General features: G+C 46.8%; 22 protein-coding genes. 13 read left to right on the forward strand and 9 right to left on the reverse strand.

Going from position 1 to position 18,725, the window contains the following annotated elements; translation table 11 throughout:
• The first annotated feature begins 150 nt into the window (after window positions 1–150).
• The 5 genes from PV02_RS11145 to PV02_RS11165 all read left to right on the forward strand — a co-directional run bounded on the left by PV02_RS11145 (window position 151) and on the right by PV02_RS11165 (window position 4,265).
• Entirely contained in the window at window positions 151–1,410 is a 1,260-nt protein-coding gene (locus tag PV02_RS11145; protein ID WP_256623494.1) for a diaminopimelate decarboxylase family protein, read from the forward strand.
• A gap of 195 nt (window positions 1,411–1,605) precedes the next feature.
• A complete protein-coding gene (locus PV02_RS11150) occupies window positions 1,606–3,171 on the forward strand; it encodes a S8 family peptidase (protein ID WP_256623495.1) in 1,566 nt (521 codons plus the stop codon).
• Between the two features lie 324 nt (window positions 3,172–3,495).
• On the forward strand, window positions 3,496–3,564 hold the full coding sequence (locus tag PV02_RS11155) for a hypothetical protein (protein ID WP_256623653.1): 69 nt from the start codon (window positions 3,496–3,498) through the stop codon (window positions 3,562–3,564).
• Window positions 3,545–3,676, forward strand: a complete 132-nt coding sequence (locus PV02_RS11160; RefSeq protein ID WP_256623496.1) for a hypothetical protein — start codon at window positions 3,545–3,547, stop codon at window positions 3,674–3,676. Before PV02_RS11155 ends, PV02_RS11160 begins: the two co-directional genes overlap by 20 nt.
• A gap of 196 nt (window positions 3,677–3,872) precedes the next feature.
• A complete protein-coding gene (locus tag PV02_RS11165; protein WP_256623497.1) occupies window positions 3,873–4,265 on the forward strand; it encodes a secondary thiamine-phosphate synthase enzyme YjbQ in 393 nt (130 codons plus the stop codon).
• Between the two features lie 56 nt (window positions 4,266–4,321).
• Here the strand turns inward: PV02_RS11165 and PV02_RS11170 are convergent, their stop codons facing one another.
• Both PV02_RS11170 and PV02_RS11175 read right to left on the reverse strand, forming a co-directional pair.
• Complete coding sequence (locus PV02_RS11170; protein ID WP_256623498.1) at window positions 4,322–4,504, reverse strand: MarR family transcriptional regulator; 183 nt, start codon at window positions 4,502–4,504, stop codon at window positions 4,322–4,324.
• A gap of 77 nt (window positions 4,505–4,581) precedes the next feature.
• Complete coding sequence (locus tag PV02_RS11175) at window positions 4,582–4,995, reverse strand: HIT family protein (protein WP_256623499.1); 414 nt, start codon at window positions 4,993–4,995, stop codon at window positions 4,582–4,584.
• Window positions 4,996–5,177: 182 nt separating this feature from the next.
• Here PV02_RS11175 and PV02_RS11180 point away from each other — a divergent pair, with 182 nt between their 5' ends.
• Window positions 5,178–5,636 (forward strand): hypothetical protein, encoded by a 459-nt coding sequence (locus PV02_RS11180; RefSeq protein ID WP_256623500.1) that lies wholly within the window; start codon window positions 5,178–5,180, stop codon window positions 5,634–5,636.
• A gap of 153 nt (window positions 5,637–5,789) precedes the next feature.
• Window positions 5,790–6,419, forward strand: a complete 630-nt coding sequence (locus PV02_RS11185) for a diacylglycerol/polyprenol kinase family protein (protein WP_256623501.1) — start codon at window positions 5,790–5,792, stop codon at window positions 6,417–6,419.
• A 47-nt stretch (window positions 6,420–6,466) separates the two neighbouring features.
• Here the strand turns inward: PV02_RS11185 and PV02_RS11190 are convergent, their stop codons facing one another.
• Window positions 6,467–6,958 carry a DUF2892 domain-containing protein gene (locus tag PV02_RS11190; protein WP_256623502.1) on the reverse strand — a complete coding sequence of 164 codons (492 nt, stop codon included), beginning with the start codon at window positions 6,956–6,958 and terminating at the stop codon, window positions 6,467–6,469.
• Window positions 6,959–7,098: 140 nt separating this feature from the next.
• Here PV02_RS11190 and PV02_RS11195 point away from each other — a divergent pair, with 140 nt between their 5' ends.
• From PV02_RS11195 to PV02_RS11210, 4 genes are read left to right on the forward strand one after another with little or no spacing between them, the layout of a single operon-like run.
• A complete protein-coding gene (locus tag PV02_RS11195) occupies window positions 7,099–7,314 on the forward strand; it encodes a hypothetical protein (RefSeq protein WP_256623503.1) in 216 nt (71 codons plus the stop codon).
• Window positions 7,296–7,457, forward strand: a complete 162-nt coding sequence (locus tag PV02_RS11200) for a hypothetical protein (protein ID WP_256623504.1) — start codon at window positions 7,296–7,298, stop codon at window positions 7,455–7,457. Before PV02_RS11195 ends, PV02_RS11200 begins: the two co-directional genes overlap by 19 nt.
• 21 nt (window positions 7,458–7,478) lie before the next feature.
• A complete protein-coding gene (locus tag PV02_RS11205; RefSeq protein ID WP_256623505.1) occupies window positions 7,479–7,613 on the forward strand; it encodes a hypothetical protein in 135 nt (44 codons plus the stop codon).
• Entirely contained in the window at window positions 7,579–7,824 is a 246-nt protein-coding gene (locus PV02_RS11210) for a hypothetical protein (RefSeq protein ID WP_256623506.1), read from the forward strand. The genes PV02_RS11205 and PV02_RS11210 overlap by 35 nt, the downstream gene beginning before the upstream one ends.
• Window positions 7,825–7,946: 122 nt before the next feature.
• Here the strand turns inward: PV02_RS11210 and PV02_RS11215 are convergent, their stop codons facing one another.
• Window positions 7,947–8,525 (reverse strand): flavodoxin family protein, encoded by a 579-nt coding sequence (locus PV02_RS11215; protein WP_256623507.1) that lies wholly within the window; start codon window positions 8,523–8,525, stop codon window positions 7,947–7,949.
• 90 nt (window positions 8,526–8,615) lie between these two features.
• Between PV02_RS11215 and PV02_RS11220 the strand changes: the two genes are divergently transcribed.
• Both PV02_RS11220 and PV02_RS11225 read left to right on the forward strand, forming a co-directional pair.
• Window positions 8,616–9,014, forward strand: coding sequence for a winged helix-turn-helix transcriptional regulator (locus PV02_RS11220; RefSeq protein WP_256623508.1), 399 nt, complete (start codon window positions 8,616–8,618; stop codon window positions 9,012–9,014).
• A gap of 442 nt (window positions 9,015–9,456) precedes the next feature.
• Entirely contained in the window at window positions 9,457–10,242 is a 786-nt protein-coding gene (locus PV02_RS11225) for a helix-turn-helix transcriptional regulator (RefSeq protein WP_256623509.1), read from the forward strand.
• 42 nt (window positions 10,243–10,284) lie between these two features.
• Here the strand turns inward: PV02_RS11225 and PV02_RS11230 are convergent, their stop codons facing one another.
• From PV02_RS11230 to sfsA, 5 genes are all read right to left on the reverse strand, one after another.
• On the reverse strand, window positions 10,285–13,326 hold the full coding sequence (locus PV02_RS11230; RefSeq protein ID WP_256623510.1) for a histidine kinase N-terminal 7TM domain-containing protein: 3,042 nt from the start codon (window positions 13,324–13,326) through the stop codon (window positions 10,285–10,287).
• Window positions 13,327–13,613: 287 nt separating this feature from the next.
• The gene (locus PV02_RS11235; protein ID WP_256623511.1) at window positions 13,614–15,884 is read right to left on the reverse strand and encodes a right-handed parallel beta-helix repeat-containing protein; all 2,271 of its coding nucleotides are present in this window, start codon (window positions 15,882–15,884) and stop codon (window positions 13,614–13,616) included.
• 285 nt (window positions 15,885–16,169) lie between these two features.
• Entirely contained in the window at window positions 16,170–16,904 is a 735-nt protein-coding gene (locus PV02_RS11240) for a DUF3307 domain-containing protein (RefSeq protein WP_256623512.1), read from the reverse strand.
• A gap of 27 nt (window positions 16,905–16,931) precedes the next feature.
• Window positions 16,932–17,621, reverse strand: a complete 690-nt coding sequence (locus tag PV02_RS11245) for a SatD family protein (RefSeq protein WP_256623513.1) — start codon at window positions 17,619–17,621, stop codon at window positions 16,932–16,934.
• A 140-nt stretch (window positions 17,622–17,761) separates the two neighbouring features.
• Window positions 17,762–18,508 (reverse strand): DNA/RNA nuclease SfsA, encoded by a 747-nt coding sequence (sfsA, locus tag PV02_RS11250; protein WP_256623514.1) that lies wholly within the window; start codon window positions 18,506–18,508, stop codon window positions 17,762–17,764.
• Window positions 18,509–18,725 lie beyond the last annotated feature (217 nt).

Here is an 18,725-nt window from a genome sequence, read left to right on the forward strand (position 1 = left end):
CTTCCGAAACCGGGTTCGTTTTACCATATACGAACAAGTTCTATAAAAACTAAGCGCACAGATAAAACATTTAATTCTTAGAAAAGTTTCCAATCAACTATTTATTCGTGTATTGACTTGATATGGACAACTCTTAAAAGAGGTAATATCATGGTCTCAAAGGAACTGCCGTTCACTCAAGACAAAATAGCCGAGATAATAACAGAACACCCCACCCCTTTCCACCTGTATGACAAGAAGGGCATCCTGAGCAATGCAAAGGACCTGAAAGAATCTTTCAGTGTAGTGCACGGGTTCAAGGAATTCTTTGCAGTGAAAGCACTGCCAAACCCCTACATCATGAAGATCCTCAGGAAAGAGGGGTTCGGTGCTGACTGCAGTTCAATGGCTGAGCTCCTGCTTGCAGAAAAGGCAGGTATTGTCGGAGAGGACATAATGTTCAGTTCCAATGACACGCCTGCAGAGGAGTTCATCAAGGCCAGGGAACTCGGCGCCATAATAAACCTGGATGATATCAGCCACATAGATTTCCTTGAGAGGACCGCAGGACTGCCTGAACTTGTATGCTGCAGGTACAACCCCGGTCCGCTCAAGGAGGGAAATGCGATCATCGGAAATCCGCAGGAAGCAAAATATGGCTTTACGCGGGAGCAGCTATTTGAAGGATACAGGATGATGAAGGAAAAGGGAGTCAGGCGGTTTGGCCTGCACACCATGGTCGCATCCAATGAGCTGAACCCGGAGTATTTTGTGGAGACTGCAAAGATACTCTTCGATCTCATCGTTGAACTTTCCAGGGAACTGGACATACGCTTTGAGTTCGTGAACCTGGGAGGAGGCATCGGTATCCCCTACAGGCCCGAGCAGCAAAGGGTTTCCTATGATGCCATAGCCACAGGAGTGCAGAAGGCCTATGATGAAAAGATAAGAGCTAACGGGCTGCATCCTCTCCGGATATACCTCGAGTGCGGAAGAGTGATCACCGGACCATACGGATACCTTGTGACAACTGTCAGGCACCTGAAACACATATACAAGGACTATGTGGGTACTGACGCCTCCATGGCAAACCTGATGCGTCCCGGCATCTACGGAGCATATCACCACATTACAGTACTGGGAAAAGAAAAGGAGGCAGCGACGCATATGTACGACGTCACGGGCTCCCTCTGTGAGAATAACGATAAGTTCGCCATCGACAGGAAACTGCCTGAGGTCGAGAGAGGCGATGTGCTGGTCATCCACGACACCGGCGCACACGGATATGCCATGGGATTCAACTATAATGGCAAGCTGAGATCTGCAGAGATCCTGCTGAACGAGGACGGGAGTTTTATCCAGATCAGAAGGGCTGAAACAGTGGACGATTATTTTGCCACCCTTGACTTTGAGGGCCTTGAAAGATTCTGAAAGTAACCCTGCTTCTAACGGATATAGGGATAGTATCTTTTTTAATCCTATGTCCATGATTTTTCTTCCCGTAACGAGCTCTACTGAAGGCGCTTTTTCTTCATGTTTTTTATAAAAATAGCATTTTAATTTCATAAATTATATATATGCGTCCATCAGCCACTTGGATTAATAAGAATCTCAAGTGGTGTTTCAATGGCCCTGAAAAAGATAACATTGTTAGTCATTGCATGTATCCTGCTGTCTTTTCTGGCAGTACCCGCCGTGGCAGTCCAGGAAGAGAAGGATAACGAGAAGATCCCCGTACTGATAAGTTTCAAGGGGAAGGCAAATGCCGAACTTGTGAAAGCGTACGGCGGCAATGTAAAACATGAGTACACTATCGTTCCTGCAGTCGCTGCTGAGCTTCCGCAGAAGGCAATAGATGCCCTTTCGAAGAACCCTAACATCGACTTCATCGAACCCGACGGCCAGGCACAGATCCTTGCCGACGAGGTTCCCTGGGGGATCACCCGTATCAATGCAGTCAACGCTCAATCAAGCGGATTCACAGGCACCGGCATAAAGGTCGCAGTCCTTGACACAGGTATTGATTACACGCATCCCGACCTCATGGCCAACTATCTGGGAGGTTACGATTTCGTTAACCGTGACAACGATCCTATGGATGACCACAGCCACGGAACACATGTTGCGGGAACAGTAGCTGCGGCAAGTAATGGAATAGGAGTGCTCGGAGCAGCGCCCCAGGCAGGACTTTACTCTGTAAAAGTCGCTGACAGTTCCGGGTACTGCTCATACAGCAACATCATAGCAGGCATAAACTGGGCGGTCGATAACAATGCCGATGTGATCACAATGAGCCTTGGAGGCACATCATCATCATCCACGCTGCAGAGCGCATGTGACAATGCATACAGCAAAGGCGTGGTGCTTGTGGGAGCAGCCGGCAATTCAGGCGGCTCTGTTATCTACCCGGCAGCATACAGTTCTGTGATAGCAGTCTCTGCTGTGGATTCCACCAATGCCAAAACCTCATGGTCATGCTATGGTCCCCAGATAGAGTTCGCAGCTCCCGGTGTCAGCATCAAGTCAACAATGCCCGGGGGACTCTACGGTTTCAAGAGCGGCACAAGCATGGCAACACCGCATGTCACAGGAGCCGTGGCCCTGCTGATGAGCACGGATGCTGCAGGTACAAGTTATGATGCCAACAAGAACGGCAACTGGGACCCTGCAGAAGTTCGTTCCAGGTTGCAGAAGACCGCAACAGACCTGGGTGCCACCGGGAAGGATGATTATTACGGCTATGGACTTGTCAATGCCTACGCTGCTGTCAATGGTCTTGAGAATGCACCGGCAGGAGAAAGTACACCGGTCCCGGATACGTCATTAGATACAGAACCGGTAATTGTGCCAGATGCGACCACTGAGAACAAGATCTTTGTTGGAAGCCTCACAGCGGTAAAAGATTCCTCCCTTAAGGGGAAGAACACTTTTGGCTGGGCTGTGTTCACTGTAAAGGTAGTAGATTCCAGTGGCAAGGCTATCCCTGGGGCAAGTGTGAACGGAAGCTGGAGCGGACTGACAAGCGGGACCGTCTCAGGAGTTACAGATGCTGGCGGTGTTGTGAAATTCACATCATCACAGGTAAAGAGTCCGGCAGGTACATTTACATTCACGGTAAATGAGGTCGCATGCAGCGGATACGTGTATGATCCGTCACAGAATGTACTTTCAACCCTTAGCGTAACGTTTTAAAGTGGATTTTAGGAGCGGACCTTGCCAGACAGGGTGCGCTCATTATTTTTATTTGGCTGTATACATATTATTTACTACTATGTTCATTTTTAAGTCATTCAGATGAACATGCAGTAAAAAAGCCAGGCGCCCAGGATAAGATAAAATGCCTGCTTGCCCTGTATAGGCAGCATACAGCTCGGTCATAGCTGCCTCTGCTGTGGATTCCACCAACACCGAAATCTCATGGCCATGCTATGATCCACAGGCTGAGCTTGCAGCACCAGGCATCGGCTTCAAGTCAACAGTGCCCGGGGACTCCACGGTTTCAAGAGAGGCACAAGCATGGCGACACCGCATGTCACAGGAGCCGTGGCCCTGCTGATGAGCACGAATGCAGCAGGCACCATATGATACCAGCAAGAACGGTAAATGGGACCCTGCAGAGCTTCGTTCCCGGCTGCAGAAGACTGCAATCGGCCTGGCTGCCAAGAAAAGGCTAACTGCTACGGCTATGGCCTCGTGAACTCCAATGCGGTTGTGAGCGGACTTAAAGCCTCATAACGCCAATCCTTTAACAGATCAGAAGTAAGGATGCATCCGTAAGGAATACTCCTGTTTTAGTTCATTTTAAGCTGAATATCAGTTTTCATCTATAAGCTACGCAAAACAGAAACCTATGTTTTTAATCCCATGTATCCTAATGCATGTAAAGGGATAATATGCAAGTGAATACCAGCAAACGCACGGAACTCATTGATATAACCGGTAATGTGAAAAGGCATGTCACTGAGAGCGGAGTTAAGAACGGCATCTGCATTGTCAGCACAATGCATACGACCACTGCAATATTCATAAATGAAAATGAACAGGGTCTCGTTGCGGATATCCTGTCAGTGCTGGAGAAGATCATCCCCGAAGGAGCAGGCTATCAGCATGACAGGATAGACAACAATGCCGCTGCACATCTCAGAGCCGTGATGCTGGGAAACAGTGAAAGTATCCCCGTCAGGGATGGAAGGCTTGTGCTGGGAACCTGGCAGAGCGTTTTTCTTGCTGAACTGGACGGCCCCAGGAAAAGGAATATAGATATCACCGTGATCGGCAGGAATTAATGTAGCCGTGGCAAACAAATCAAAAATAAATTCATAAAGCAGGCATTAAAGCCTGCTCATTCGGAAGGTGCATAGAAACATCTTTTCGGCGAGCATATGGTACCGGCATCTTTCATGAACTTCAATGCCTTGCTTACCTCTTTGCTGTCTATGCCGGTCATCTCGACAATATCTCCTGGCCGGAGTGGTTTTCCTGCACTTTTCAATGCCTCAAGGACTTTTTCTTCATTCTGGGTCATTTTTTCCCTCTTTCATTTTTCTGTGATACCTTATTGTCTGAAGTCACTGTTGTAAGTCAATAATCTGAAATTTGTCCTCAGAAAGCCTTTTTGATAATATCGGCCAGCTCCCCTAGATTGCCTGTATCAGGATGCTGGTTCACTATAGTGTGCATGGAACCGCCCTTATCATTCACTCTTCTTGGGATTATGTGCACATGCACATGAGGCACGCTCTGGCCTGCGACCTCTCCGTTGTTGAGGCCGATATTCGATCCTGGGACATCCAGCGCCTCCTCCACTGCCCTGGCTACCTTGCTCACAGAGGCAAAAAGAGAGGACACCTCTGCCTCACTCATTTCTGTGAACCGCATGGAATGTTTTTTAGGAAGGACTATGGTATGCCCTTCGGAAGTGGGATAGATATCCAGAAAAGCATATACAGCGTCATCTTCATAGATCTTGTATGAAGGCACTTCACCTGAAACGATCTTACAGAACAGACAATCCATGAACATCACCTGTAGGAACTTAGATATACGGTTATTTATTGATTCTGATTGGAAGTTCCGTACATAAGTTTCTATTTATATGGACATGGTCTTATAGTATTCATGCGTAGGTTCTATTGATAGGCATGACCATGAACAGGAAACAGATAATAACTGTTGGGGTGTTAATAGCGGGAGTTCTGTTGTTCTCAAATCCTGCCCTGGCAACTACTGCGAAGATTACAGACCAAGATGCATTTGCGAGCCTGACGGCCCCTGATGACCTTTACAGTGAACTGGAAGAACAGATACTGCGTTATAACTCCAGGCTGGATGATGTTCCCTGGATTGTTAAAAGGATAGCAGGGAACGATGTGATACTTTTTGACATAACTACCGCTGAGGGTGAGAAACTTTATGCGCAGGTAATAACCAATAATGGAGAGGTCCTGTACTATGAAAAAGTATCCTCACCTGCCGAGGTCGATCCTTCTGTCACCGTCACGACTGATGAAGAGACAGCCAGGGAGATAATTGATTCAGACAGTCCCTACAATGAATTTAAAGATGCTTTAGGCAGGGAAGAAATATCTGTAGAGACAGAGAGCACCCTGAAGAGGATCGCGCTTGGGACACTCATGACAGTAAATAAAGTACTATAAACATGCTAAGGCGCTACAACAAGCCATCTGGCGGCTGCCCGGGAACACAACACCGCCAGAAGACTATTTTTAACTCCCATACTTAATATACTATAGGTATCTAAAGATATACGTAGGGGATATAACGAGCTCTAAAGGAGAGGCCTTCCACACATGAGTGATAAGAGGCCCTTTTTGACCGGCGAGATCGGACGCCAATTAATACATATGCTGACGGGCGCAGGCTTCATTATTGCCATTTATTTATCGGGAGACCACGCGGTACCGGTATTCGCAGTCCTGCTGGCTGTAGCAGTGTTTATGTCCGTATTGTTCAAACAACCTGATATTTCCAGGAAAACGCCGGGTATTTTCCGCAGATTCGCAAGGCCACGGATACAAACAGTAAAGATGCAGGGAACCATACTGCTGCTCTCAGGAGTACTTGTCACTTTGTTCTTCTTTCCCAGGAACATAGCTTACGCTTCAGTTGCCATAGTTGCTCTTGGTGATTCGATCGCCACTGTAGTAGGCGTACTTATAGGAAGGCATAGGCTGCCCTATTCGAAAAGCAAGACTGTTGAAGGAACAGTGAGCGGACTGGCTGCCGCCTTTGCCGGAGCTCTGCTGTTCGTGAGTCCTGTCCAGGCAGCTGCAGGAGCATTAGGTGGCATGTTCATTGAGAGCGTTATCAAACTGCAGACGGTAAGGAAAGTCAGCCTGACCGGTTTGATAAAGTTCTTTCTTAATGATAATTTCCTGATCCCGGTCTTTTCAGCCATGGTGATGTTTGCCATCAGGTAGAGACAAAAAGCAAATAAGGGCAAGGCACCCTCAGGCATGTAAGGCGTTTAGATACTCGTACTGCTGCTAAACGCTTCCAGCGCACGGTCCCTTCTGTCATCCATGGAAGAGACACCATCAAAGTCTCCACGCAGGGACTTGAGCGCATACTTCTCGACATCTATTTCCTTCCGGGTACGCACTCCCAGCCTCCTGAATAGTGATACAGGAGGACACCAGCCCTGAATAGCATGCTGCAGCAGGAAACCTGTGACTATCCCGGATAGGAGGAACCATCTTTTACTCCTGGAGAATCCAAGCACCACCCCAAGAGAAGCCAGGATACTTGCATTGGTTTCAAGAGTGCGCTCGATATCCCACTCTTTATCCAGTTTCTCGATCCTTCCGGCAACCTCATAATCGGGCCTTTCTGCATAATACATTACACTGTCTTTGATCTCCCTGTTTATTTTCTCGTTTATCTTCCGGGGCGTGTTAGCCCGTACCCTATCCCCTTTGACCAGTTCTTCACGATAGTTCTCGTTAGATATTGATTCCATTATCACCTACTCCCGCCAGTCCCCGACCCAGCACACCTGTTCCGCACACCGGATCATAAAAAGAGTATATGTGCAATCCTATAAAGATGCGGAGGAAACGATTATATAATCCCGTTTAAGAAATTTAGCGGGGACTTTTGTTGGATAACAGGGATATTGCCGATCCTGAGAGCGATGGGACACTGCAGGAAAGAGTGGAGTATCCGAATGTACTACTCACAGGCACTTTCAATTTCCTCAGGGGCATAGCATATCCCAAGAGTTCTATCAAGTTACTTGGCCTGTCAGGGAAAGTAGTAGGGATGGAAGCACTGGGAGGAGCTTTTTTCAGTCCAGGGTGCTGTTCATTGACCTGAGCAGCTTTGAGTCGGAGAATGAAAAGCTCAGGAACGTTATCCGCAAAGCTGCAGAGCGCAGGATCGGAGTACTGTTGCTGGCCCTCCCCAGGGACGCTTTTTTCGGCAGGGAGAACTCCATCAACCTGTGGGTGGAAGATTGAAGCCCTGACTGGGATATCAGCATGGAACTGGGAAATATGGATCTCTCCATTCTCATAGTAGATAAGCTCAAAAAGAACTGGAAAGCAGAGCTCAGAATGATAAGCTGCATGCAGGATCAGCTTGATACCCAGGAAAGCGCAGGAATACCTGAATAACCTTGCCGAGATAGCGAGGATACCGAACGTTATAGCGGAAGTGATACCCGGCGATATGCAGGCCGTCCTATCAAAGGCACCACAGGCCTCCATTAACATATTCAGCCTGGACCTTGGGCCTGATTTTGATCTCATACGCATGGCTGTGGAAAAAACAGGATCATCATGCCTGTTCGCACTGGACCCCGGAGAAGAGAACGCACTTGCATGAGCTTCTTTTCATCCTTGATCGCTGACGTGGAAAATCAAAGAACTCCTGAAGGGATGACGCGGGCCAGGACCCGGTCCCCTTCAGGATCGTCCCGTATGTTTCTTATGCAGCCGGTCTTCCAGCTACTTGAAAAGTGAAGCACCCGCAGCCTTTGCGTCTCCCATCAGCTTTGCGTTCTCCTTCACTCCACCCGGAGCATGATGTCCTGCGTCTATGAAGGTGCCTTTCACGTCCATCCCGAACATGCCCAGGGTTCTTGAGAATTCATCATAGACACCGTTGAAGGAGCCTGCTTCAGGAGCACCGTGTGCGCCCACAATCACAACCTTTTTCCCGACGCTGATACGTGGAGTAAAATCCGGATTCACAAGTGCCCAGCAGCGGTCAATGAACTGGCGCATCTGGCCCGTGAACTGGAAGAAATAGATCGGTGAACCGAATACGAAACCGTCTGCGTTCTTCAGGGCGTCGTATGCCTTTGACATATCATCCCTGATCTTGCAGCCATCGATACTCCTGCAGTAATCACAGCCCTGGCAGCCCTTAAGGTTCATATCGTTTATGTAGAACTTCTCTACCTGAGCTCCTGCCTCCATGGCCCCGTCAAGTACCTGCTGCACCAATACATCCGTATTCCCGTTCTTCCTCGGGCTTCCAACAAAACCAACTACTTTCATTGCGATCATTTCCTTTTTTAACATTCTTGATCTCATGACGCTGTTCTTTAACAGTATCATACAGTATTGGCAGTTAATAAGCAGCGACTATATTTATATATCATACACTCACTTTTGAGAGGAACTAACAAAAAGGATAGTAATGTTATCATGCTCATGGAGAACGAGGCAAAAGATGCCGGAAGATGCAACGGGTACAAGTGTCCTGTGGAAGCAACTCTGGATGTCATAGGAGGAAAATGGAAACCTCTTATCTTGTGGCAGTTGAAGGAAAAGACGTTCCGTTACAACAGCCTGCAGCAAGTCCTGCCAGGCATTTCTCCCAAAATGCTGACCAAGCAACTCAAGGAACTGGAAGAGGACGGCCTTGTAAGGCGCAAAATGTACCCGGAAATACCTCCGCGGGTGGAATATTCGCTTACGGATTTCGGAAGAACTGTCATTCCCGTACTGGAGGAGCTCTGCCGCTGGGGAGAAGGATACATGCAGCAGCGTGAATGCACTGGCAGGTAAGGCATATTATACACCGTAAATTATTAAAAGGATTAGATATTATGTTCAACTGGTATAGTTGGCTTTCTGAGATGTGTATATTTTATCGTACATCCCCTTCAACTTGCCCGTCAGTTTGGCCACATCTCAGGCCACAGCCATGAGGATTCGGCAGGCCTCAACTCTCTTTTCTCTTATCCCTCTGGCTGTCCCTTTCGGGTTCCTTTTTGGCAACATCCATGACCAGGTGATTACATCGCCCGCTTTTGGCCCCGCATACACTGCAATATCTTGGCATATGAACCTGTATTAATGAACCGAGCCCGGGATATAAATGTTGTGCGCCCCGGTATTCCCCAAGAAGGATAAGCAGATCAAACTACGTATAAATAGTACGACTCATATAAACTGAATAGTGGAAAGGGTATATCCGGATTGCAGATTTCTATAGGATGTGCGGGAAATGGAGAAAGCTCTGCTTGACATAGTCTTCAGATCAGAGAAAAGAAAGAATATTCTTCTACTATTGCATGATGGAGCAAGGGAAATGGAAGGTATCTTCAAAACCCTTGGAACAAGCAGGCAGGCATTACTTCCCCAGATGAAGATACTTGAGGAATCATACCTTGTTGTCCACTATGACGACACCTACGAACTCACACCTGTAGGAAAACTGATAGTCGACGAAATGGCGCCTTTCATAGATACTGCAGATGTCTTTGATACCAATATCGAATACTGGGGAACCCGCAGCCTTGACTTCATCCCATCGCATCTGTTTAAAAGAATAAGTGAACTCCGACGATGCGAAGTTGTGAATCCCTCAATAGTGGAGGCACACGAGATAGACAGAAGATTCTATGAAGCAACCAAACGATCCCGGTCACATTCTGCAGTTACTGCGCTGCTTCACCCGAACTTTACGGAAATGGCTTATGAACTGATAGACTGCGGGGTGAGACTGGATTTTGTGATCTACCGGAAGCTGTATGATAAGTTGATCAGGGATAATTATAGCAGCCTTGCAGGACTTCTTCGGAATGATCTTGTCCACATTTTCGTTTTCCCTGGAAAAATGGATTTTAAGTATGTCTCATACAATGACCATTGCATCATGCTGGACCTAATAAGAAATGACGGGAGAATTGATAATAGCTACCTGCTGTGCAGCAGCAATGATGCCCTCCAGTGGGGGAGAGAGTTTTTCGAGTATTATGTAAATCGATCAGTTCCCTTAACAGAGATATGACCGCATTCACATAAGATCGTGCCAGATATAGTAATAAACCGATCAATCGGCACAGATATCCTCCCTTATCAATGCAATTTCATTGCTCATTTCCTGCAATAACATCTCAACTGCCATATCGTTCTTTTCTGCTGCATCTTCAACCTTCGATGCTATTTCTGCCAGCATATTGCAGCCAATGTTCAGAGCGCTTCCCTTTAACTTATGGGCACGCCTCTTTAAGTCCTGCATATCATTTACCTTATAAGCCGCCCTTATATCTGCAAGGTTCTGATTGAAGGCGGCCATTGCAGTGGAAATGAGCGAATTGAACATCTGCAGGTCTCCGCCTATATTGCTCAGCAGTTGCTCTTTGTTGAAGCGATCGCAATCTGAGTTGCTGTCTCCCTCAGGTAACCCAGGCCTGTAATCACAGGTTGGCAACCATTTATGTAAAATATCCCTGATAGTTCCGGCGATAACAGGTTTGGTTATATAGTCATCCATGCCTGCTTCCATGCAGCGTTCCTTTTCCCCTTTCACAGTTCCTGCCGTAAGCGCTATTATAGGTACGCGCCTGTCATTTCCGCCGGTATCTGCCTCTATCTTCCGGATGGCCCTGGAAGCATCATATCCGCTTAGCTCAGGCATCTGGATATCCATGAATACCATATCCGGCCCCGTATCCTTAAATGCCCGGACAGTCTGCTGCCCGTCAGTCGCTTTTATCAGCCTGGCCTGCGGGAACAGGCCCGAGATTATCGTGGATGCCAGGATCATGTTGATCTCATTATCCTCAGCGAGTAGTATCGTATATTTGTCACAAGGCTCTCCTTCCGGTCTTTCCGGTCTGGTTTCGGTCCCTGCTGTGAGGAAAGTCTCTTCAGTGGAGCGGACGTGAGCAAGCGTCCTGAAGAACTCTGTGATCCTGACCGGTTTGGTGATAACGGACCGGATGCCCAATTCCTTGCATCCGTTGTGAACAAGGGAACTGTCCGGTAAGTTATGCATTACTATGAACGATCCCATATCCCGGGAAAATGCGGATTTGTCCCTGAAGGCGCGCACGAGATCAAGACCGTTCATCAGAGGCATATCATAATCCACGATAAAAAGATCGTAATCGTGCTCGTCAGCCATGCAGAGAGCCTCTGCCCCATTGCCTGCAAGATCGACTTTGATACCTGCTGAGCGCAGCAGCCTCTCCAGAATGGAACGGCTTGTAATATTGTCATCCACTACCAACACCCGGCGGATGCCTGATAGATCGTAGCCGACGAACTGCTCCCCTTCCTCGGCCTCGAAGCTGACGGTGAAACGGAATGTACTTCCCTTTGCGGGCTCGCTTTCAAGTTCAAGCCTGGAACCCATTTTTTCAAGCAACCTGTTTGAGATTGTCAGTCCAAGCCCTGTCCCGCCATACCTGCGGGTGATGGAGCCATCTGCCTGTGAGAAGGAGTTGAATATACGGGAAAGGTTTTCCCTTGCAATACCTATCCCTGTATCCCTTACTGAAAATGTGAAATCGGCAAGTCCGGTATCTGTAACAGGCATCGCTTCTATTCTCAGTTCTATCTCTCCTGTTTCCGTGAACTTGACAGCATTGCCCAGCAGGTTAACAAGCACCTGTTTCAGTCTTAGCCTGTCAGCAATAACGTAGCGTGGCATTTCCGGAGAGATGTTGAGCAGCAATTCAAGTCCTTTCTCATGTGCCCTGCATTTTACAATGTCTGCAACCTGCTCGCATATTTCCGTGAGGTCGATCCTCTCAGTATCAAGTTCAAGTTTGTCAGCCTCGATCTTTGAGAAATCCAGCACATCGTTTATCAGGTCAAGCAGTGAGGTCGCTGAGGTGTAGACTGCTTTCATGTGCTGCATTTGAGCCTCCGTAAGTTCGGTTTCCATGAGCAGGTCGGTGAACCCGATTATACCGTTAAGGGGAGTGCGCATCTCATGGCTCATTACAGCAAGGAACTGGCTCTTGGCACTGTTGGCCATCTCTGCCTGGGAAGCCATGTGATTGGCATGATCGGTTGCTTCTTTAAGGAGGCGATTCTTTTCAAGCAGTTCCTCTTCTGCAGTCTTCCGGGCAGTGATGTTACTTATGATCACCATATAGCCTGTTATACCCCTATACTTGTCATTAAGCGGCAAAGATGTGACCGAAAGCCAGAAAGTAGAATCTTCAATGGTCATCTTTACTTCCCTGCTGTCCTTCATGCCCGTTTCTGACCCCTCTGTCAGAAGGCCCACCCAGGGAGCCGGGAGTTCCGAGACCCGCTTCCCCATATCTTCGGTTTTTATACGCAGATGCTTCAGTGCAGTATGGTTACAGTCCACTATCCGTCCTTCCATATCGAGGACTATCACGCTGTCCGGGATATTATCAAAAAGAAGACTGCGCGCCATGGGTGCGAAATCGAACAATTTGTAGCGGGTGAATCCTACATAGATGATGAATCCACTCAAGGTCATGGAAAAAGGCGCAGGATCAATACCCCAGGGTTTCATCCCTGCCAGGTACAACAAGAATGTCATGAAAGGGATAATGGAACCCAGCAACACAATGGAGACCTGTTTACGCAAGGCAGGTGAGGCCCCCAGCAGCATACCGAAAAGCAGGTTTACACCCAGAACGATGCAAGTGATTGTATATGCATTTTGCACCCAGAACCATATACCGGGTTCATAGACAGCCACAGGAAAAAGACCTTCGTTGGCAATATAGAAGTTTTTATGGAAAAGATCGTGATATTCAGTTGTAAAGACAAGTAAGAACGTGGTTAACGGAACGATCATGAAAGCAGCAATCAGTGAATTGGATGACCACTGCTTCTTCCCTGTGTAATTAATGGCAAAGAGCAGGAAAAAGAAAGGTATTGTGGAAACCCCTATGTATTCCAGCTTATAGAAGACCAGGACCGTTTGCAGATCATAGGAAGATATCTCCAGTGCATAGAAGAGGGAATAAAACGCAGTGGATAGCAGCAACAATGAAAAGTAGCGGACACCCGGGGTCGTTTTGATCTTTTGTATATAGAAGGCCAGTAAGCAGAGAGCGAACACCGAGGCAATCAAGGGAATCGTATAAATATTGAAATACATACATACCTCTTGTTTTAATTGTGCGCACTCCTAGCAGACTGTTCCGGTGAAGGAACACCTTAAACAGTATGCATAAACCTGCCTATGGAAACCTTGCCTGAGAACATCTGTTATCTGTAAGCTCACTTGTGCACATGTCCGGATACTCTGCTGCTCACGCATAAATTACTCATTATGAACAAGTATTTTTATACATTTTAACTATATATAATTACGTGAGTGTCAGGATTAAAAGAGTGCACCATCAAGATCAAATTGGCAGTATAAAAAAGAAAGAACATGAAGGATCAAAGTTCCTTTTCACCTTTCTGCCGGTTTCTGGAAATCACTATCAATAGTACTAGTACCAATAGGATCCCGATACTCGCTGACCAATAAAAATGATCAGGATCGCTGTCATTATCATCCAGGCTGTCAACTTCAGCAGATAGTCCGGCATCACTTACAGGTGCTATCGCTACAGTATCCCCAACATCTGTCACGGAGAGCGCATAGAGTGAGAAATGGCTTATAATTGCGCTTGCCCTGCCAGTCTCCCAGTCTACCGTTGTTTCCAGAGAGATCCAACCGTCTTCAGACGTGCAAGTGTAGATGGCAGGGGTCCTGTCTTCAAAATCTGCAGGGTTGAAGTTAATTGAGACCATTACATCCTGGCTGAATACGGTCCCTGAGGGACCGAAGTCAAAATAAAGACCTGACCTGATCAGCTCTTGAGGGGTTCCTGGGGGCAGGGAAGCAGGAACGGTTATTATAATCCGATTAACAGGATTTCCATAAGGATCAAAAGCCTGAGTGCCCCCGTAGAGCGTCAAAGTGGTTGCTGAATCTGCTGATCTCACTATGGTGTCACTGATAAGCTGCCCATTCTCTCCCAAAGGCAGGTCAGTTACCGTTCCCTGTGACCTTATTCTTGCAGTCAGGGAGCTATCGCTGGAACCAGAAGAAACAGAACTTTCAGGATTCTTGAAGAGTGCAAATGTGCCAAACTCTGAGAGATTGGCATAAACATAATTCCCAGCAGTGTCAAGTGATGTGTTTGTAACTTCTGTCCACTCTATGCCATTTAACCTGAACAGGCCTATCGAGGATTCACCTGTGCCACTCATTCCTGAATCCTTATAATAGAATGTGACGCCCATGTCACTTGAACTGTCAATAGTTACGTATCCATTTAAATTTCTTTTCCCGGGAAGGGCCACTGAACTCATGTCATCTCCGGCTACTCCTATTTCAGAGCCATCAACTACAAATGATATTTTAGCAGCATCAGATGTCAGAACTAGCTTATCTACTATTGTATTACCTGAATAGCGAACGTGAATGCCGTAACCAGAATTATGCGAAGCGATGCTATCGGTGAGTCTATTGCTATTTGAGGATTCAACAAAAATGCCTGTTCCGGCATTGTTATTGGCAGTGACAGCATCAAAACTATTGAGATTGGAAGATACCAGATGCACTCCGTAATAGTTTCCTGATGCTATGACATTCCTTACAGTTGAATTATTGGTGTATGCAAGCAATATACCATCATAACCGTTTGACAGCTCGATATCCCTTACAGTAATATTTGTGGAGTTTACCAGGCACACGAGTCCTGCATCCAAGGGCACTACTGCATCCGAGCGGTTGGTCCAATAATACAGTGGCTTACCGTCGACAAGATTTGTCTGGTCTGCATCATGCATAAAATGCTCCAGATCCGAGCCGAAAACCTCAAAGTTATAGTCATTCGATAACATCCCATTGCTGATCAAAGTATAGTTGACAGAGGTCCATATAGAGATACCATATTTGTTAGAGCTGACTGTATTGTCTTTCAGGGTGATGTCACTGGAGCTACTAAGGAGAATTCCATAACAAGTATTTGAATTGGCAGTATTGTTCGTTAAAAGGTTATTATCGCTAAGATGACCTATCTGTATACCTATGTAATTGAAGCTGGCATTATTGTTTGCGAATGTATTATTGCTTGAAGAAGTAGTTAGGATAATGCCTGCATAGTTATTGCTGTTAGCAACATTGTCAGTGAAGACATTGTTATTTGAAGAATCCAGGTAAACACCTGCATAGGAATTGGAACTGAGATTGTTATTTTGAATGATATTATTACCTGAAGATTCGAGATAAATGCCATAGTGATTTGCATTTACCTGATTTTCGGAGAAGGTGCAATTGGAAGCTGAAATCACGTAGATGCCTGCTCTTCCATAGTAGCTCCCACCTGTGATATTGAAACCCTGGATAGTGACATTGCTGGCAGTTACTTGAAGAGTATGACCGGAAGATAACGAAGGTCTAATAAGGGTATTTGCAGAACCGTTTTCTGAAATGATAGTCAGATTTGTCTTGCTGATGATAATATCCTCGTTGTAGACACCATCGCTCACAAGAATGATGTCATCCGGGCTTGCTGCAGTGACTGCAGCGTTTATTGTAGTGTAATCCTTATCACTTGGTCCGACAGTAATCGTTGCAGCAGATACGGTTTCAAGGCAAAAGAACAATATCAATAATGTGACCAACCTTTTTAAGCCAGATTTGTTTATCCAAGCCATTCAATTCACCTATTAGAAGTAGGTGAATATAATCACCGACATAGATATACTTATTTAATATATTATTTTCTCAAATACTTAAAAATTATAAGAGTTTAACCATAACAGAAATAAAACAGGAGAAGAAAAGGCACGTGCACTTGTACAAAAAGGTGGTTGGTATGCCAGCTAGTGCTAAAGACATGCTTCTGCCGCATATCATCGTGCTCTGTTCAGGAGATTGGCAAAGTCTTATTTAAGTCTTCTTAAATTATTCTACAGTTTAGACGACTGTTTACCGGACAGCTATAAAGCCAAGCCAAGCAGCCATCTTGTAACGATGCCCACAAGCACTGCAGCAGTGAAGCTCAGGAGAGTGCCTATCAGTATATATTCACTAACTCTCCTGTCCGTGGTGAACCTGAATATAGACTTTGCAGCAACGAGAAGACCTATTGCCTGATACTGGTCAAGCAGCACAAAGGTCAGGATCAGGAACCGCTCCAGGCGGCCTATCCACAGGCCCGCGTTCAACAGGCCTGCATCCTCGGTCCCTTCCTTGTCACTGTGCCAGGGCCCGGTGAATTTACCAATAATGATCCCACATGGCCATATAACGACCACGTAGGCAACAAGCAGTATCCATAACCCTGCCCCGGCAAGAGGCAGCAAGATGGCTTCCGGGATAGACAGCGCGCCTGTGAAACCCGAGATCACAGCCCATAAGGCAAGGATTGTGAATAGATGGGCCACCTGGTCCAGAACGAACCATTTGAGGTTGTCCTTGCGGCTGGATTTGAAGCCATCGATCAATATGTGCAAAGCCGCGTATGCCGCGAACAGCCAGGCATAACCGAAGGCTCCTGAAAGTACGTATGCAAGCATTCCCGCCAGCAGGCCATGTACGTAAAGCCATCCGGAGCGCCATTTGTTCTCAAAGCGATCACTCACCATGGACCCTGTCTGGAACACAAAATCGGCAAGCAGATGTGCAAGAATGAGTCTTGCCAACAGCGATATGTTCAGATAATCCAGGTCCATCAATATCACTTCTTATGCGGGTATCCCTTATTGATCACTTCTTAGAAAGATATCCGGATATTTAAATAAGTTCTCGTAGTTAGCGATAAACTTTTTCACAGCATCAAAGCCTGCTGCCTTCAGGCTCTGGGAAACAGCGGACTGGGATTTCCTATGGCGGGCAGCTATTTCTTCCTGGGTTGAGCCCGAAAGCTTTTCCATTATCAGCTCTTTCTGAATACCTGTCCACCTGCCGTAAATGAGATCAAAGAACGCACACTGGGTTTCAAGCATCATGTTCAGTGCCGGACCCTGGGTGCTTATCAGCAGGCTTTGCTCTTTTTGTTTCATACTGTCGAGCATTTTCCCTGAAAGCCTGAAAGCCGTTCCATCTGCCTCTCCTACATTGCCGGAAGGGGGAATATAGCCAACGGTCCCGATCCCTATTGAGATCCTTGCAGAAAGGCCTTTCTCCTTAGCAGACAGATCAAGCATCAGCGACAGTAATACGGACAAGAGCAGGGCGCGTTCCGGCCGGGCAATAACTACCTGAAAACTGTCCCCTCTGAAGATTTCAAATGGCAGGAGAACAGTATCCTGAAGATGTAATTGCTCCCCTATCGACCCGAAGGACTCGCGCAGGCTGGAAAGTACGGATTCCCTGTCCTGATATTCCAGTTCCGAGGACTTTACAAGATCCCCTGTTATGACTGCGCACAAATCATTTTTATGCATCATTTTACAATTCCATCCGATCGTTCATGGACTCGAGAACTTATATTAAGTAATTATTAGTTGTTAAGCTTATATTATAAGTTTATCGGCTGTAAAGCTTATATTTTCCGGTAAAAGATATAAGTTAGCGCCCAGCTAAATCGCTAAGGAGGGCAGACAGGGAGCTGTTTGCAAAAACATATAATCCCTGCCTTAAAAGCAAACAGCAAAGGGAACACAGCAACACCCGATCCAATTGCCCTGCTGAACACCTCTGAGAACTCAGGATCTATTATTTCATTGGCTTTGAAACATTCAGCTTCAGGCCTGAAGATAAGTACAAGCATGGCGGCTTCATGACCTTCAGCCCTTGCTTTTACAAGCTCTTCGACGTGACGCCTCCCACGTGTAGTGGGCGCATCCGGAAAAGAGGCTACCCCGCCTTCTGCCAGCGTGCATCCTTTAACCTCTACCCATATATCCTTCCCATCCTTCCGAAGAAGATAGTCAAGCCTGCTGCTCCCATACTTCTGCTCCAGCAGGATGCTGTCACAATCACTCAGCAGATCCACGATACCATTTTCTATCACCCATCGTGATATCTGCCCGTGAAAAGAGGAGTTGATCAGTATCCAGTCATCTGAAACCTTACCTGCTATCAGGTCCCATCCGGTCTTCCTCTTCAGGCCTGTCGCTTTTCTCAGGAGGACACTGCTCCCCGGATAGAGTATGTCCGTGAGCCTCCCAGGGTCATGCACATGAGCTTTTACATGCTCCCTTACCCCTCCGGTGCCCAACTCAACAATGGCAAGGAACCTGTTGGGCCTTGCTATGAGCGTACCCTGGACATCTGTACGGATGTGGATGACTTCGGTCTGATATCTGGCAGAATGAATCCTTTTATCTGTCATGGGCACTCATCCAAAGATCATAACTCACCGGCCAGCCCGGATATGAGAATCAAGATATATTGCCACTGCACGGGCATATTCTCCTGCAAGGTGATGCTGATACAACCTGTAGGTAAAGAGTCCTTTTGTCCCATCGTGGAAGCCCATTCCCCCTGTACAGGTAACTGGCAGCCGTTTATGCCGTCCGGTGAGAATACGACTACTTCCCATATAGATA

It is taken from the genome of Methanolobus chelungpuianus, assembly GCF_024500045.1.
Classification (GTDB): domain Archaea; phylum Halobacteriota; class Methanosarcinia; order Methanosarcinales; family Methanosarcinaceae; genus Methanolobus; species Methanolobus chelungpuianus.